Here is a 17458-nt window from a genome sequence, read left to right as displayed (position 1 = left end):
ACCATCAGCTTCATACAAAGCTTGGTTTTTAGTCACAGAATTGAGCAGGATGTTGAATTTGGCCCCTCACAAATCAAGCACAATTGCATCTGTGTTGGGGGTCAAGTATTTATTCCTAACGCCGCCAGCAATGTACTGATTTTAGGCGAACGATGGCGCGATTTTGCATAAATTAATGAAAGCGGAATCGAAGCCTCGGAGTATTCTTGTAGTAGCTCGACAAGTTTACCGTTTTCCAGATATTTACCGACCGCAAAGTCCATTATTTGAACAACTCCCATCCCGCTGAGTGCCGCCTCTAACAGTACATCCGCAGTATCGACGACCAGATTACCCTTAATATCAAAAGCCTGCTGTTCTCCCGCTATAGAATAAAACCACTTTGTGCTACGCCCAGTTCTCTGTGCTTTAACAGCCAGACAGTTATGCTGTACCAGTTCCGCTGGCTCTTTTGGAATTCCGTGGCTGTTTAAATATTCCGGTGACGCAACGGTGACAAAACGTAAATGCTTAATAGTTCTGGCGATAAGCCGTGAGTCCTGTACGCTGCCAATTCTAATCGCCGCGTCAAAGCCTTCTTCCACCAAATCAACCAATCGGTCAGTCATAACCGCGTCAATTGTTAATGCCGGATATCTGTCCAGAATCTCTTTGAGCATAGGAATAATTACCAATCGGCCATAGGCAGAAGGTGTCGTTATTTTTAGTTCGCCTTCAGGGAATACCGTTCTGCCGGTAATCGAATGCCCAACCTCATCCATTTCATGAATCAGGCTTTTTGAGGATTCATATAAAAAAACGCCATCGGTAGTCAGACTTACAGAGTGGGTATTGCGGTTAAGCAAGGTAACACGAAGGTCGAGCTCAAGCCTGGTAATTGCACGTGAGACCCCTGATTGGGTGAGGCCCAATGCCTGCGCAGCTTTGGTAAAACTCTGCGTTTCCCCTACCTTAATAAAGATTTTAAGCGCGTTTAAATCCATAAGTCTTCTCTTACATCTCTTACACGAACATCTATGCCTCGTGGAGGTATCAAGATACAAAAAAAACTGACAGAAGTTAAATATCAATGTGTTATTAGTTAAAAGATAACGCTATGTCGCCACAATTATTGCAATATCCTTGCGTGGCGACAGCATAGAGGACTATGTACGAGTTGAGCTTAGTCCTGAGGTACGTTGAGCGTGACTTTGCCTGGAGCGAGAAGATGCATGAAATCCTGTTTAATGACTTTATCCCAACTACCAATATTATCCGCGTATACTTTAATGATCTTCTCGTCAACGAGAGTGAGCAAGGTGTTTAAATCTTCTCCGGCCGGGGAATAATCCTTATAAGAAATCAGATCGATTCCTCGTGATACCAAAATTGTGGTGTCTATGCTCGCCACCTGTCCCGAGGCAACGCCCAGAATGAGAACTGTGCCATTAGGGACAACATTGTCTAATAGATGAGCCAGTAAATCGCCACCGACGGTATCGACCAGTGCATCAAAGGTTCCCTCAAAAGGGTATTCTTTAGCCAATAGTACCTCGTTGGGTTTAACGTCGCTGGCTTGCAGCCAATCGAATCCACGCTGACTGTGCACCACCGCCGAAACTTTAATACCGGCATGCATTGCCAACTGAACCAACAAATGCCCTACTCCGCCCGTTGCACCGGTAACGGCCAGAGACTGGCCCGGCTGCAAATGAAGGGATCGCAGAGAACGCAGCGCCGTTAATCCTGCCACCGGCAACGCTGCTGCAACCGCTGCTGATACACTCTCTGGCACGATAGCGACATTGGCACGATCGACAACGCGATATTGGCTCCAGGCACCCGAAAAACTCCATGTTAATACCCGCTCCCCAATTTTTGGTCCCTGACCGTCGGTGCTGGTCTCGATCACAATACCAAATGCATCCCATCCGGCAGGCTTATCCGATTCCCAGGGAAAGTCTAATTCTCCCCGATTAAGTGATATATTGGAAACTCTGATTAAAATATCACTTTCCGTCCTTCTGACTGGCCGCTGTACATCGGTAAATCTAAAACCACCAGTATCTGATTTCACAATTGCTTGCACGTATTCACTCATTGTTATTTTCCTTTTCGATATTTACACATTCAGAAAAATCAATTAAATAAATAACATTATCTATTTTTAAGATAAGCCGATGACAATTTAATTACCTAAATTCGATATCTTAACCTCCTAACCTAACACGACAACTCGATAAACCAGCAGATTATATTGGTGAAAAATGTCATAACAATTATGATTCATATTCTGTTTACAAAAACTGATGATCGAGGGTATTAGTTTCATTACTGTTAATCACATTGAGTGAATTTTTATGAATAAACCACTTCCAGCGGCAATATATGTTTTAGGTTTTACTCTATTTGCCATGACAACATCTGAATACATGGTCGCAGGATTAATCACATCCATGTCATCTGATTTAGGTGTTTCCATTCCTAAAGTTGGATATTTAATTACCATTTATTCATTAGGTATGGTTTTCGGTGGTCCCTTGCTTGCTACATTTTTAGTTAAACTTAGCAATAAAGCAGCATTATTGACTATTACTGGCATATTTCTTGTCGCCCAAGTAGTCGCAACCGTTTCTGCAACTTATGATCTTTTAGCATTAGCGAGGTTTGCGACCGGATTATCTTCGGCAGCCTTCTTCGGTTTTGCGCTGTTGACAGCGGCAAAAATGGTTCCACCGGAACGCTTTGGCGTTGCAGCCTCCATCGTTTTGGGCGGGATGATGATAGCGACGGTGGCGGGACTGCCACTATCAGCAATACTTGACCAGTATTATGGCTGGAGAGTTTCCTTCGCATTAATTATTGTCCTTACATCTTTAGCTGGAATAGGTATTATACTGATTGTTCCTAAATTCAAGGCGGAGGTTAAGGGTAGTATTAAGGCTGAATTTGGTTCAATTATAAACAGATCAATCTGGGGGGCTTTTATTACAAGTTTCTTTATTATTGCTGCTACATTCGCGACATTCAGTTACTTCGTTCCCTATTTTGAAAACACTGTCGGTTTCGATACTCCATATATCCCGGCTATTCTTTTCGCTTACGGTGTATTCACGGTAATTGGTAACTTTCTTGTAGGTCGACTAGCAGATAAATCGCCGATTAAAGTTGTTTTCACCGGAAGCGTCGTGCTAGTACTTGCACTGCTTGGGCTTTATACCTTCTACGAAAATAAAATATTAGTGCTGATATCTGTAATGATTTTAGGACTTACTGGTATTACTCTCACTCCTGCCATGTCCTCACGCGTGTTTAAAGCAGCTCCTAATACTTCATTAATTAACACTATGCATACCTCCGTTATTTGTCTTGGAGTAGTTATTGGTTCATGGGCCGGTGGCTATGCAATCGACCAAGGTTATGGCTACCGTGCACCAACTCTCATCGGTATTTTTTTAGCAGGATTGGCGATTGTCACCCTACTCCCTGTTTTGAGAAACAACCGTTACGATACTCCTGCTGTTAATCCTCAGACAAATATCTGACTGGACCAATAGGAATAGACCATGAACAGTGAAACTAATTCATTAGGCTATGAAAATAACATTCAAACTATTCCGGAATCGCACTCATTTCCCGAAAACAAATACAAGCATGAGATCCCAATCATTTACCACAGCGAGAGTGATAAAATTATCGACCAAAGTTGCGAGGCAAGGTTATCAAATGACACGCCCAATAAAAAATCATTCACACATAAAATATTTGTTATACGAAAATGCAAGCCGGAGCATATAGGAGACATTTTCTTGCGGCCATCAGAAAATGATTATAGCAGCATAATTCTAGACATTAACATTCATACGCCATTAGGAGAAAAAATAAAAACCGGACTATTCCGTAAACTTTCAGTTTTTTTATTTGAAAAATATAAGACACTGAGAGTTGAGACTCACATTCTGATTGATCATCATAAAATCATTAATAGCCTTATATTGAGCGGGTATACTTTTGAAGGTATTACACAAAAATTTAATGTAAATTCAGAGCTAGAGGAATTTGCAGTATTTTCATTATTGAAGGATCAAACTAACATGGGAAAAAGTTTATTATTCCCTGCAGTGGATAGTAATATTTATCGCGATGAAAAAATCGCACTACGTTTAGCCGAAACAAAAGACACATTTTGTATATGGTTAGAGCAATCAAATCCTGAATCATCGAAGTGGGGTTTATTCGAAACAGCATCACTTGATGAAATAAAACAAAAAGTCAGGCGTTGCGGGCTTAATTCAGCCGTAGGCCCTAATATATTACTAACTATTATAGAATGCTCAACTGGTAATGCTGTAGGAAAAATTGTTATCCGCAATGTTGTACCACCTCATGTAGGTGATGTGGGTTACGGGATATTGCCGGAATATCGTGGTTTAGGCTACGCCGTAAGGGCACTGAATCTTTTGAAAAAATGGGCCTTTAATGAAGCTGGTTATGTTCGTTTAGAACTTGGTGTCAAAGAAGGCAATATCGCGTCAGAAAGAGTCGCGCAAAAGGGAGGGTTTGAATTTGAGGGGATGCGTCCGGGACGATTGAAAAATCACGATGGTTCATACAGTAATGAAATGCACTATTTCTTTCTGAACCCGAATATTAGCTATCGCAAAATAGAGGATTGATTAAATGAGCAAAAAGTTCATCTCCTTTCTCGAACAGCATTTAGATCATAAAAACGTCGTCGCCTATGTAAAAACACCGAATGATGTTGGTGAATATACTTCCCCATCGGTTTCTGGCCGAGTGGATGTTTCCAGTATTGAACAAGTAATTCGTATTGTTAAGCTAGCAGATCAATTTGACGGAGAAACAGCGCTTTATCCCTACTCAACTGGATACAATTGGGGGCTAGGTTCAACAAAACCTCCGTCAGACAACGCCGTGCAGTTGAAGCTGACCGGATTAAATAAAATTCGCGAGATTAATATCGCAGAGGGTTATGCTGTCATTGAGCCAGGTGTGACGCAGGGAATATTATCGCAAAAATTACTGAACACCCATCGCTTTATTAATGTGACAGCCTCATCTGCAGAAACGAGTTTTTTAGGTAATGCTCTCGATCGGGGCGTCGGGTTGAGGCACCAGCGTACAGAAGATCTTCTCGGCCTGGAAATTGTTCTCGCCAACGGGACACTGCACCGAGTGGGCTGGTGGCCGGAACAGGGAAAACATAGCGCATTATACTCCCACGGGATTGGCCCTTCACTGGTGCAATTATTCACCCAATCGAATCTCGGAATTATAACCGGTGGCGTTGTACGTCTACTTAATCGACCAGAAAAATCTCGCGTCGCCTATATTTCCTTTTCTCCCGAAAACTTAGAGTATGCTATCAATACTTTCCAGCGTTGGTCAGCACAAGGGTTAATTCACGGTGTACTTAAGGTTTATGATGAAACCTCAACACTGACGTATGGTGCGAATAAGGGCGAGTTTCTCGTTCATTTGCCTCTTTCGGGAGCTGCCTCAGTAGTATCGGCACTTTCCACCGCGCTGGAAACCGAGTTTGTAAAAGCTGGCGAGAAATTCATCTCTTTGATCTGGAACGACAGCCCTACGAATCCTTATCAAGATGATATCGTCGCCAATCTAGTCAACGCTGCCTATCAAGGGGATACTAAATATCATGATATCCTTCTGGAGAAGACGCTCGGTACTACACCGGCTGAAATAGATGCCGAAGGCAAAGGCTGGATATTTTTCTTGCCTCTGCTTCCTTTTACCGGTCAGGCTATTAAACAGGCTTATCTACATTTCGACGATATCTTCGAGTCTACTGGCGTGCGCTGCGGCGCCACAATTAATACGCTGAGTGATCAGATTATTGATCTCGTTGTATCCATTCGTTTTGAACGCGTAGAAGAGGAAATAAGAAAAGCTCATCGTGCTCTGAAACTTCTTCATGAAAAATTTAGTGCTTCCGGTTTTTATCCTTATCGTTTGGACGTCGAACATCCTCTCGCCAATAGTCGTAATGCCAGAACGCTTCGTGAAGGTGAAATCATTAGAAGCTTGCAAAAAACTTTAGACCCAAAGGGAATTTTCGCATCCGGGCGATATAGTTATTAATAATAACCAATATGTACTTTTAAGATTTAATCATATAGGTTCATTTATTGAGGCACATCCATGATAACTCATGAAGAAAATACATTTAGCAATATATTAGTTAATCTAAGAGATTTACGTGGCAAATTACGTAACTCCGCTCGTGAAATAGAAGAGCATCGCAGGATACCACTCAATATTATTGAAAGGCTACGTGGCATTGGGATATTTGGAATGTGTTTCCCGCAATCATGGGGCGGTGCCGGACTGACGTCGATTGAGCAAATCCTTGTGCTGGAAGAACTCGCCCGGGGCGATACGGCTACCGCCTGGTGCGCCATGATTGGTTGTGACTCAGGTATTTATTCAGGTTTCTTGGAAGAAAAAAGCGCCAAAGAGATCTTTCCACACGCCAATCTGGCCGTGGCGGGTTGGATACACCCGCAGGGAAAAGCCGAGATAGTTGATGGCGGCTACATTGTCACTGGCAAATGGCGTTTTGCCAGCGGATCGCCTCATGGCGATGTCATCTCGGCAGGTTGCTTCCTCTACCGTAACGGCAATCTTATACTGGATGATAACGGCAAGCCCCTTTGGCGAGTCATGCTGGCGCGTCCTGCCGACTACCTTTTTTCCGACACCTGGTTCACCACCGGCCTGCGGGGAAGCGGCAGTCAGGACTACTCCACGCAAGGATTGTTCATTCCCGAACAGCACGCGTTCAATTTCTCGGAACCAAAACGTCAAGGGCCGCTGCACAAAACGCCGGATGCAATTTTACGCAAAATGGCCGGTATCCCGCTGGGGCTTGCGAGAGCCTGTCTGGACTATATCTACGACGTCGCCGACGACCGCACAGACAGAATCAATGATGTGAAATGGCGAAACTCAAAGCGCGTACAGACGGCGGTGGCTAACGCAGAGAATCAGTTATTTATCACTAGAAACGCGGCGCTCACTAGCGTAAGTACATTATGGCAGGCGCTCGAAGCCGATGCCGCTCATGACGATATTACTCATTGGCGCGTGCAGTCAGCTTTGAGTCGAAGAAATGCCTTTCAAACCGCACGAACCATCGTTTCAAGCTTGTATGACCTACAGGGTGGGGGTTCTATCTACACCCATGAAACACCTTTTGATCGCGCATTACGTGATATCAACACTATTTGCCAGCACGCTGTCGCGCAGGAAAAAGTCCTGCAGGTGTGCGGCGATATTCTCCTTGGTGGCAAAGTCGAAGATTACTTTATATAAGGAAGAGAACCGATGAGTGGTATTTTTTCGCAAAAGAAAATTCTTGTAACCGGCGCAGGCAGTGGACTTGGCAGAGAAATAGCCTTGGCATTTTCACGACTTGGCGGAACCGTTATTCTTGCAGGTCGAAATAAGCAGAAACTAGAAGAGACAGCGCAAGCGATCTCCGAGACTCCTGGCAAATCATGGGTTATTCCTTTCGACGTAAATAATAATCAATCAATAGATAACCTGTTTGATGAAATTAAAAATAGAGTCGGTACTCTTGATATTGCCGTTAATAACGCCGGAGTATTTTCTTTTGGTTTTGTCGATGAAACCTCCAGTGAAGACTTTAATCACGTATTCACTACTAATGTCATTGGTTTGTTTGAAAGTCTGAAGCGCGAACTTCAGTCGATGAAAGAAAACCGGGCCGGGACTATCGTTAATATTTCATCAAATATGTCTATCGGGCTGAATATTCCGGGCACGGCAGCCTACACCGCTTCAAAGGCTGCCGTCGATGCATTGACCCGCGTCTCGGCAAAAGAGGCTATCACGCACGGCGTGCGAGTTTTCTCAATAAACCCAGGTCCATTGGCCACCGAAATGACCCAACTTCCCGGCGAATCGGCGGCAGACCGTGACAAAAGATGGCGCGATTTGATCCCCATTGGACGTATTGGCGATGTTAAAGAGATCGCTCAAGCCATTATTTGGTCCTGCTCAGGCCAGTCTGACTACTTAGTGGGTACACGAATAGTTATCGATGGCGGCCACTCTCTTTAAATTCATAACCGTGAGGTACAAATAATGCAACCATTTATTATTAGAGATAATGAAGGCGTTCCGCTTTGGTTAAATAATGACACCTATACTATCAAGCTTGACAAAGAAAATACCGGCGGCAGCATTTCTATTATTCAGGGATTTGTTGGGCCTGGTGGTGGTCCGATCTGGCATCTTCATGAAGACGCTGATGAGATATTTTATGTACTAGACGGCCAATTAACCGTAAGAGCCGGAGAAAATATCTTTCAGGCAAACCCTGGCGATTTTGTTTATGTACCAAAGGGCATTTATCACCAATTTAGAAATAACAGCATTAAACCTATCAAGATATTGTTGATGTTCTCTCCCGCAGGTTTCGAAGGGTTCTTTAAAGAAACAGGCATTGTAGCGAAAGAGGGTGTTACCCCACCGTTACACATTCATGATGCAGAAGCAAACAGACGGACTATAAAGATTGGTGGGAAATATCTTTCTTTTGTTCCTGATTTTGAAAATCCCGACATCAATCCAAATTTAAAATAAACCAAAATGCCGCGATTTTTTTGCGGCATTCTTATATTGCAAATCAATACGAATGGATAATACTGAAAAAAATATCCAACCTTCCATCAACAGTCATTCTTTATTCACCTTATGAGAGGGCATTATATTTATCAGCACGGATATGTAAAAGGAGATATGTTATGTCAGACAGACTCGCTTTTTTTAAGAATAAAAATGTAAACTCAGACTGGTTAACTATCAAAGAAGCAGTTAAAGCATCAAAGAAAAACGGCATTAGAAAAATACAAGAAAGTGATATCTATCGATATGCTCTGCAGGGAAAAATCCTCCTTTCGATATACTTTCAGTCTCCAATTACCTTGAGGAAAATAAAATCCTATAATCATAAATTAAAGCTAAAACCTAAAGATAATAACTTACCTGACGGCAAAATTACGTCGGATGAAATCGTTTTTTTTAGCGAGAGTAATTTAACTTTCAGCACCGAAGGTAAATATTTTCACACTGCTCATGGCGTCATTGATACAAGTCTTTTTGGATATGAATATTTTCTCATACAATGCCTACTTGCTCACAATCTAAAAATACCATCACCTGTACTTAGAGGGAACAATAACTATGGCATCACTGTTTCCTTATCAGGGGAAAACTTTCTAGTTCACAATAGAATTTCATTACGCAATGGAATCTCATTAAATGGCATAGATTTAAGTTTTAATGATGCCTACTTACCTATTTATAACTTACCGAAGGATGCATGTTTTGTTATCAGGCAAACTGAGTTAAATAAAATAGTCAACTGGCTGGCTGGAAAAAAAATCACTCTCGGATTCTTCCACACGCATATCATCCCCTCTATCAAGACTATTTTGGCTTGCCTGTAGAAATAATGAAACTATCAGCCCGTTGATAGGAAAACCTTACAAGTTGCTATCCATTTTTGAGCAATGGGCATCAGAGGAAGGCATTACCGATCGATTCAGTGGCGACACGCTCAAAACTGCGCTTGAGCGCGGCTCGCCCCCTTCCCTACCAACACAAAAGTAAGATGATGCCCTTCGCTATGAAAACCCGTATTAAGGATTGGATTTTCCGTAATACGGGTTCATCAACTTTCTCCGCACCACGACTTTGTGTTGTCGTGTTATCTCCCGGCTAGCGCAACATCTGCCACAGGAGAATACCGTGACATCTCATCAGTTATTACGTCTGAAACAGGTTGAAGAAAAAACGGGCCTGAAGCGCTCTCAAATCTATCTGTATATGAAAGACGGCACCTTCCCTCGCTCAATCAAGATTGGCCCAGCCAGTGTCGCCTGGCTCGAATCGGAAATTGACGAATGGATCAATATTAAATTAGCCCGCCGCTCAATAAGCTGAAGGGAGAAAACACCATGATTATCCCGTCACTGAATTACGCCGTTTTAACCGATGCCTTGCATGCATTGAAGGATGGCAACATTCGCTACTGTGAATCGCTCGGATTCACTTTCGACGAAATGAATGCCCTCAACCAATTATCACTAGACGAGCTGTTTATCATCAGTCGGGAGTCTGCGCAGTTTTTGGCTGTGACGGTTCATCACGACGCATTACACCTGCTTCTGGCTAAATCCCGTAAGGAGGTTCTGCAGCAGCAACGTATCAATCATGCCATCCGGCTCGGCGGGTCAATTGCGCTACTCAACAAATATTTTGGCCTCACCTCCAACGAAGTTTGCCTTCGCCGCCGGTTACTGGGCGTCCGTGTGCCTTATGGCCGGACGCCAGAGCCGAACGAAGAGACGGATGCGGCCATCTGGCGGCAATGGCAACAATGCCGGGTGGCCAACCTGGACTCGGCCGATGCGCTGGCCGCCATGATGCAGGTAACGCAAACCCTGCTGCCGAAAGTCGAAGGGTTGTCACTGACCATCGTTTGGAAGCGGATCGCACTTTGTGAACAGGAGACGTCAGACCGGAGGGCCGCACATGCCAGATGAGATCGACCGCGATCAGGAATTTAATGAGCAACGACTGGAGGATATGATTGAACAGAGTCGTTTTAAGCCAGGGTCTACGCCATCATTATTCCATTGTCGTCTATGCGGTAAACCCATTCCTGAAAAGCGACGGCAGGCACTCCCGGGCATAACCACCTGCACAGAATGCCAGAAAAAACTTGAACGTCGAACACGTTAATAATGGTCATAAAGACATGCAGGAATATTTCCCCTGCATGTCTTTATCATTAACTATGAATATACAGTCGTCTTTATTAACTATTTCACTTACTTTTATTTTTCGCAGAGCTTACCCCCTCCACCACTAATTTATCTCTCTCATTTTAACTTTGAATTTATAGTTTATATACCGCCCCGGATATCTGATCCTGAAAACCTCATTACATAATAGTTACCCGAATGGACGTTAATTTCCCCGGGTCGGGTATTGCTCTTTAAAAATAAGTTTCGGGCTGTCACGAAACCACAATTCAGGGTGCCGCTGAATGTTCTCGCTGACCCGTTAAAACCGGAATGCAGAATTGGGATGTGACATTCATTTAACTCATTGTTGTTTTTATTAGAGGAGGCGTCATGCGAAAACCCATTTATCACGTATTTGTCACCCAGGAAAGTCAGCCCGACCCACAGGGTGAAAAAAACACCTGGTGGACGAAAGTCGGCGTCGCTTTCGCCCATCGCGATAAACCCGGACTGAACGTGGTACTGACACCCGGCATTGCCGTTTCCGGAAAGCTGGTGCTCCTTGAGCCCCGGGATGACGGCGACACAACACAGGATACTCATCCCGTTTAACCACCCTTCCCCCTTTTTCCGGCCCTGTGCCGTCTGATGGCGGTACGCGTTGCCCGGTTTATCATTCCGAGGCCATCATGCTTTCCACCACCGTATTTCTGGCGGCGGCTATGCAGTGCGCCCCCAGCATTCACCCGTCTACGGCACTTGATGTGGCGCGGGTCGAATCCGGTTTGAATCCGTATGCCATCGCTGAAATTCTGCCCGGTGGCAAAAGCGTGATTTCACATTTCCCCACGAGCAGGGAGGAGGCCGTCAGCCTCACCGGACGGTTGGCAGCACAGGGCCGACGCTATTCGGTCGGGCTGATGCAAATCACCAGCACCAATTTCCGTCATTACCGCGCGAGCGCCCGTGACCTTCTTAACCCCTGTACCAACCTGTCCGTGTTTGAGCACATCCTCACCGACTGCTACCGCCGCGGCGGTTCCCTCAAACGTGCGCTCAGTTGCTACTACTCAGGAAATTTCACGACCGGCCAACAGCCGGAATCTGCGTTTAACCAGACCAGCTACATCCAGCGCATCGGCTACGCCGTGCCGTCAACGCGGGAAGACCGGCAGCGACTTCCCGCCGAAAAGCTCGTACCGACAATCCGTTACCCCGCCGCCGTCATGCGTGGCGAGCTTACCGATAACGCCACGCCAGTTCTGACATCCCTGCACTACCCCAACGCCTTGATACGCGGCGCGTTACCCATTCCCGCCCCCAGGAGGAACAATGATGAAACGAAAACAGACTGACTGGCCCGCCCTCTCTTCCTTGTTAATGGCAAGCCCGGTGCTGGCAGCAGACAGCGGATTTAATAAAGCCAATGAGACGCTGAGTAACACCTCCACTGGCCTGCTCGGGCTGGCCGCCGTCACCATCACGCTGGCCACCATGTGGGTGGGATACAAAGTCTTGTTTGACGGCAAGAGCCTGCACGACATGCGCAACGTCATCATTGGCGCCATCCTTATCGTCGGTGCGTCAGGTTTCGGTGCCTACTGGGCGTCATAAGGGAGGTAACGATGGCTACGCTGAACAAAGCGCTGACGCGGCCTGCCGCCATAGCCGGTATTCCCCTCGTGCCGTTCGTGATGGTCAGCGGGGCTATCGTCCTGCTGGCGGTTTATGTCAGCTATTACCTGGTATTACTGCTTATTCCCGCCTGGCTGGAGATGAAGGCAAAAGCCAGAACCGATATTCACTATTTCGGGCTGCTCTGGCTGGCCTTTAAAACCCGTGGCCGGTTTGGCACCAATAAACATTTTGGTGCCAATGCCCTGCTGGCAAATCGCTATGACGCTGTCGACGTCTCGGAGTTTATTGAAAAAATGAAGTTAAACGAGCGCGTTACGCTGGAGAAATACATTCCGTATTCCTCCCATATTCACCCGTACGTCATCAGAAACCGCCAGGGTGATTTGGTTGCCAGCTGGGAGCTGGAGGGCACCATTTTTGAATGCGAGGACGAACACCATCTGACGTTAATGGCGACGCATCTCAATAACGTTATTCGTTCATATGAAGGCCTGCCGATCACTTTCTATCTTCACCGTATCCGGGAAAAATACCACGATGCCTTTGACGCGAATTCAGGTATTCCCTTTTCTGATGAAGTGACCCGGCGGTATTACCAGCCGATCAACGAAAAGCCGTTCTGGCGGCACCGGCTGTTTTTCACCGTCTGCTACGCGCCCTTCTCTCCGCTAGGGAAAAAGGCCATGAAGGCGCAACCGTACGGTAAACGCAAAGCGGCGCTGGATGATGCCCTGAAAGTGATGCTGGAACACCGGGATGCGCTGGCTTCGACGCTGTCCCGCTATACGACGACGCCTCTGGGGATGTATGAAGAAAACGGGCGGGTATATTCCGCCCAGTTGTCCTTTTACCACCGTCTGCTCACCGGCCAGTGGCAAAAGGTGGCGGTCACGCCTGCGGCGTTTTATGAAACGTTAAGCACGCCGGATGTCTTTTTTACCACCGACACCGCCGAGTGCCAGACCGTCGGCGGCTCCCGCTTTTTTCGAAGTCTGGAAATCAAAGACTACTCGCCGGAGACCGCGACCGGCCTGCTGGACGCACTGCTGTATGCCGAAAGCGAGTATGTGCTGACGCAGTCCTTCACCTGCATGGCCCGCGATGAGGTGCAGAAGCATATTCGCCTGGCGGAAAAGCGCCTGACTTCGGCAGATGACGACGCCATTTCACAGCGCGAAGAGCTGATTGTGTTGCGTGACCTGCTCCAGTCCGGGCATGTCTCCTGCGGAAAATACCACTTTTCCCTGCTGGTATCTTCAGACAGCGCCGACCAGGTGGTCAAGGACACCAACGCGCTGGCGCAACCCTTCGCCGACCTCGGCATCATGACGACGCTGTCCACGCTGTCGCTGCCCGCCGCGTACCTGGCGCAACTGCCGGGGGTGTATACGTTGCGCCCCCGTCTGGTGGCCGTCAGCAGCCAGAACTTTGCCGACCTGGCGAGCCTGCACAATTTTCATCCTCATAAACGAAACGGCAATCCCTGGGGCGATGCCATCGCGATACTCAAATCCCCTGGCAGTGGCGGGTATTACCTGAACCTGCACGACAGCCAGAGCGGGCGGGATGACTTCAACGAAAAAACGCCGGGTAATACGGCGATTATCGGTAAAACCGGCTCAGGGAAAACGATGCTGATGACCATGATGCAGCAACTAATGCAGAAGTACCGCAATCCGGCGACGTTCTCTGAATCAGCCCCCCTTAAGCAGCTAACCACCGTGTATTTCGACAAGGACCGGGCGGCGGAGATGGCGATACGCCAGATGGGCGGATGCTACTTCCGTATCCGCACCGGCACGCCCACCGGGTTTAACCCGTTTAAGCTTGCGCCGACCCGGCGGAATATCAGCTTTATCAAACGACTGGTGCGCATGCTGTGCGGCCGCAACGGCAAGCCGCTCGATCCGCGCGATGAGGAGCGGATCAGTGCCGCCGTAGATACCATTATGCTCGACTACCCGCCGGAATACCGCAAGTTCGGTATCACCCGGCTGCTGGAAGTCCTGCCGGAGCCGCCAACCCCCGACGCCCGCATCAACGGGCTACGTATTCGCCTTAAACAGTGGGCGCAGGGCGGCGAGTTCGGCTGGGTATTCGACAATGAGGAGGACACCTTCAATATCAGCGACGTCGAAAATTTTGGTATCGACGGTACGGAATTTCTCGATGATGACGACATTCGCGGCCCCATCACGTTTTATCTGCTTTACCGCGTCACCAGCCTGCTGGACGGTCGCCGGCTGGTGATGTTCATGGACGAGTTCTGGAAATGGCTGGCCGATGTCGAATTCTCCCGCTTCTCGCTCAATATGCTGAAAGTGATCCGCAAACTGAACGGCATCTTCGTCCCCGCCACGCAGTCGCCTGACGAAATCGTCAAGCACCCGATTGCCCCGGCGATTATCGAGCAGTGCAGCACGCAGATTTTTCTCGCCAACCCGAAGGCCAGCAGGGCGGATTACGTGGAAAAGATGAAAGTGCCGGAAAGCGTGTACGACATCGTCAGAAACCTCGATCCGGGTGAGCGATCTATGGTGGTCCTGAAAACGCCGTTACGCGCGGGTGAAACCCGGCCTTTTGTGGCGATGGCGAAAATGGATTTATCGGGCCTCGGGAAACTTACCAAAATGCTCAGCGGCAGCGAAGACAACCTGAAGCTGTTCGACACCCTGTATCTGGAAGGAATGCAGCCTGATGACTGGAAAGCCGCCTTCCTTGAACAAGCCCTGTAATATTCATGACGGAGGTAATAAAAATGCGGTTCAGAGATACCATACTGGCATTATCACTGTTTATTTCCACCCAGGCGATGAGCGCCGGAATACCGGTATTCGACGCCGTACAGAATACCGAATCCATGAATCAGTGGATCCAGAAACTCCAGCAGTGGCAGGAAACCGTTACCCATTACAGAAGTGAACTTGATGCCTACAAGCAGCAATTAGCCACGGCAACGGGCGTGCGTGACGTTCAGGCATTTCTCCGCGAGGCCAAAAGTCTGAAAACCGATATTGATAATCTTCGTCAGCACGGTATTTCACTGGATGACCTGCTGAGCAACCAAAGCGGGTCATATTCGTCTGAACTTAATAGCTTGTATAACAAATATAAAACGTTCGATACCTGTAACCCGTCCAGCGCTTCACAACGCTATCTGGACAGCTGCAAACAGATGATCCTGAATCAGGCCGTAGCGATAGAAAATACGTCCGAGGTTGAAAACAAGATCACGGGCACGCTCGGCGATATATCAGATTTATCAGACCGTATTGCTAATGCGCAGGATTCGAAAGAGTCGCAGGACCTGGCTAACGCCATCGCGGCCAAAAGCGTACAATTAAATGCGCTGACCAGCCAGTGGGAAATGTCAGTCAAACAGGCTGAACAGCGAACAACGCTGCTGGAACAGCAAAAACAGAAAGCCTTTGAGCAACAGCAATTAACTGCGCCCGTTGCCGATCTGAACTCTCTATAGGGAGGTTAACATGTTAAAACCCGTATTAACCTTATGCATCATGTCAGGCATTCTCGTCTTATCCGGTTGTAAAGAGACGAAATCAGAAGCCTGGTATAAAGAACATCCCGATGAAACCTATAAAGTCTATACGCAATGCCTCATGGATGGTGAGGCAAGCGACAACTGCGAGTTTGCGCACCGGGCAGCACTCATGTTTGCCCAGACAGGCAAACCCGGCATCAGGGAAAAATTCGAGACACTGTTTCAGCAGGAAGCCCAAAAAAGAAAATCCGTCACTCAGTAAGATCCCCACCAACAAAAACAGGGGTCCTTCCCTGTTTTTATCCCCTGTCTGTTCCTGACTAATGAGAGGCACCATGTCCGGTGGTATTTTTGTTGGTATGGACAAAAACATCATGGATGGATTCAATGCCGTGTTAGAAAGTCAGTCTTCTACCTACGGCACCCTAATCAGTGTGATTATCGTCAGTTCCTTTACCCTATTTATTACGTATCGCGGGTATCAGACCCTTGGCGGCAAACTCCAGACACCTGTTGAAGATGTTGTCTGGGATGTGGGCCGCATGTTGCTGATCACCACCTTTGTTTTAAACCGCGATGGCTGGCTGGATGCCATCATTGCGGCCATTGAAGGGCTTAAGGACGGCATCAGTGGCGATGATAATGTCTGGGCGCTGCTCGACACGGTGTGGGAAAAGGCACAAGCGCTGGGGCAAACGCTGTTCAATTTGGACACTTCTACCTACGTTAAAATGAATGGCGGCTTTGCCGAGGTGCTGGTCTGGGGCGGTGCAATCGTTCTGTTACTGGCTGCAACCTTTGTCAACCTGCTCGCCGAAATCACCATTCTGTTAATGACCACCACCGCCCCACTCTTTATTTTCTGCCTGCTGTACGGTTTTCTTAAACCCATGTTTGATAACTGGCTGAAAACACTATTTACCGCAATCTTAACGATCATGTTCTCTGCCCTGTCTGTCCGGATCGCCATCAACTACCTGAATAAAATACTGGATGCCGCCACAGCAACGTCTGCAGAAAGCAATATGGTGACCCTGGCGGCGCAATGTTTGCTGGCCGGGATTGCCGCAGGCGTCTTGGTGTATTTTTCAGCGAAAATAGCCACTGCGCTGAGCGGTGCCGCCGTGCAGGCCGTGTTACAGGGTGCAGCTATGAGCGGACTGAGCGGGCTGGCGAGCAAATCTGCCGACGTCTCCAAACCCGGCATAAAGACCGGGGGCCGACTGACCGCCAAAGGTGGCATGGCCGCTGCAGCGACAACCGGCAGGTTCATTGCCGCAGGGGCGGGCAAAACCGTGAGCACCTGGCAGAAACGTGCCACCGCCATTGAAAGCATGAAACGCCAGAATCAGCAGCGTCATCGTTAATCCTCCCGACCGCTAATTTCTTTTCTCCGTCACGCCGTGGCCTCTGCCAGCGGTGAGGCCTTCCTGCATTTATCCGATAAGAGGCTTCCATGAAATTCAGCATCTTGCTTCTGGTGCTGTGCGCGCTTACGGGCTGCGCGCAGCATCAGGGC

18 protein-coding genes and 1 pseudogene are annotated in these 17458 nt (G+C 47.4%); 17 read left to right on the top strand and 2 right to left on the bottom strand.

Features of this window, described 5'->3' with window-relative positions:
- Window positions 1–101 precede the first annotated feature (101 nt).
- A complete protein-coding gene (locus DTA24_RS10280; protein WP_032699293.1) occupies window positions 102–983 on the bottom strand; it encodes a LysR family transcriptional regulator in 882 nt (293 codons plus the stop codon).
- Between the two features lie 179 nt (window positions 984–1162).
- The gene (locus DTA24_RS10275) at window positions 1163–2080 is read right to left on the bottom strand and encodes a zinc-binding dehydrogenase (RefSeq protein WP_050887337.1); all 918 of its coding nucleotides are present in this window, start codon (window positions 2078–2080) and stop codon (window positions 1163–1165) included.
- A gap of 259 nt (window positions 2081–2339) precedes the next feature.
- Here DTA24_RS10275 and DTA24_RS10270 point away from each other — a divergent pair, with 259 nt between their 5' ends.
- From DTA24_RS10270 to DTA24_RS10190, 17 genes and pseudogenes are all read left to right on the top strand, one after another.
- Window positions 2340–3524, top strand: coding sequence for an MFS transporter (locus DTA24_RS10270; RefSeq protein WP_123836806.1), 1185 nt, complete (start codon window positions 2340–2342; stop codon window positions 3522–3524).
- A gap of 21 nt (window positions 3525–3545) precedes the next feature.
- Window positions 3546–4655, top strand: coding sequence for a GNAT family N-acetyltransferase (locus DTA24_RS10265; protein WP_123836805.1), 1110 nt, complete (start codon window positions 3546–3548; stop codon window positions 4653–4655).
- Window positions 4656–4659: 4 nt separating this feature from the next.
- Window positions 4660–6102, top strand: a complete 1443-nt coding sequence (locus tag DTA24_RS10260) for an FAD-binding oxidoreductase (protein WP_050500304.1) — start codon at window positions 4660–4662, stop codon at window positions 6100–6102.
- Between the two features lie 60 nt (window positions 6103–6162).
- Window positions 6163–7335: an acyl-CoA dehydrogenase family protein gene (locus tag DTA24_RS10255; protein WP_032699289.1), complete on the top strand. Its 1173-nt coding sequence runs from the start codon at window positions 6163–6165 to the stop codon at window positions 7333–7335.
- Window positions 7336–7347: 12 nt separating this feature from the next.
- Window positions 7348–8106, top strand: coding sequence for an SDR family NAD(P)-dependent oxidoreductase (locus DTA24_RS10250; RefSeq protein WP_032699281.1), 759 nt, complete (start codon window positions 7348–7350; stop codon window positions 8104–8106).
- Between the two features lie 24 nt (window positions 8107–8130).
- Window positions 8131–8631, top strand: a complete 501-nt coding sequence (locus DTA24_RS10245) for a cupin domain-containing protein (protein ID WP_123836804.1) — start codon at window positions 8131–8133, stop codon at window positions 8629–8631.
- A gap of 161 nt (window positions 8632–8792) precedes the next feature.
- Window positions 8793–9660: pseudogene (locus DTA24_RS10240) on the top strand (hypothetical protein).
- Between the two features lie 138 nt (window positions 9661–9798).
- Window positions 9799–9993, top strand: coding sequence for an AlpA family transcriptional regulator (locus DTA24_RS10235; protein ID WP_032699280.1), 195 nt, complete (start codon window positions 9799–9801; stop codon window positions 9991–9993).
- A 14-nt stretch (window positions 9994–10007) separates the two neighbouring features.
- Window positions 10008–10595 carry a DUF2857 domain-containing protein gene (locus DTA24_RS10230; protein ID WP_044613673.1) on the top strand — a complete coding sequence of 196 codons (588 nt, stop codon included), beginning with the start codon at window positions 10008–10010 and terminating at the stop codon, window positions 10593–10595.
- Complete coding sequence (locus DTA24_RS10225) at window positions 10585–10794, top strand: TraR/DksA family transcriptional regulator (RefSeq protein WP_044613674.1); 210 nt, start codon at window positions 10585–10587, stop codon at window positions 10792–10794. The genes DTA24_RS10230 and DTA24_RS10225 overlap by 11 nt, the downstream gene beginning before the upstream one ends.
- A 395-nt stretch (window positions 10795–11189) precedes the next feature.
- The gene (locus tag DTA24_RS10220) at window positions 11190–11411 is read left to right on the top strand and encodes a hypothetical protein (RefSeq protein ID WP_123836803.1); all 222 of its coding nucleotides are present in this window, start codon (window positions 11190–11192) and stop codon (window positions 11409–11411) included.
- A gap of 77 nt (window positions 11412–11488) precedes the next feature.
- On the top strand, window positions 11489–12154 hold the full coding sequence (locus DTA24_RS10215; protein ID WP_123836802.1) for a lytic transglycosylase domain-containing protein: 666 nt from the start codon (window positions 11489–11491) through the stop codon (window positions 12152–12154).
- Window positions 12135–12413: a TrbC/VirB2 family protein gene (locus DTA24_RS10210; protein WP_032699349.1), complete on the top strand. Its 279-nt coding sequence runs from the start codon at window positions 12135–12137 to the stop codon at window positions 12411–12413. The genes DTA24_RS10215 and DTA24_RS10210 overlap by 20 nt, the downstream gene beginning before the upstream one ends.
- Before the next feature lie 11 nt (window positions 12414–12424).
- A complete protein-coding gene (locus tag DTA24_RS10205) occupies window positions 12425–15172 on the top strand; it encodes a VirB3 family type IV secretion system protein (protein ID WP_123836801.1) in 2748 nt (915 codons plus the stop codon).
- A 23-nt stretch (window positions 15173–15195) separates the two neighbouring features.
- Window positions 15196–15915, top strand: coding sequence for a type IV secretion system protein (locus tag DTA24_RS10200; RefSeq protein ID WP_123836800.1), 720 nt, complete (start codon window positions 15196–15198; stop codon window positions 15913–15915).
- Between the two features lie 10 nt (window positions 15916–15925).
- On the top strand, window positions 15926–16201 hold the full coding sequence (locus DTA24_RS10195; RefSeq protein WP_072122307.1) for an EexN family lipoprotein: 276 nt from the start codon (window positions 15926–15928) through the stop codon (window positions 16199–16201).
- A gap of 73 nt (window positions 16202–16274) precedes the next feature.
- Complete coding sequence (locus DTA24_RS10190; RefSeq protein ID WP_123836799.1) at window positions 16275–17306, top strand: type IV secretion system protein; 1032 nt, start codon at window positions 16275–16277, stop codon at window positions 17304–17306.
- The last annotated feature ends 152 nt before the right edge of the window (window positions 17307–17458 follow it).

It is taken from the genome of Klebsiella sp. P1CD1 (genome assembly GCF_003790505.1).
In the GTDB taxonomy this organism is placed as follows: Bacteria; Pseudomonadota; Gammaproteobacteria; order Enterobacterales; family Enterobacteriaceae; genus Klebsiella; species Klebsiella variicola.
The sequence above is the reverse complement of the archived record's forward strand: the minus strand, read 5'-3'. Positions and strand labels throughout refer to the sequence as shown.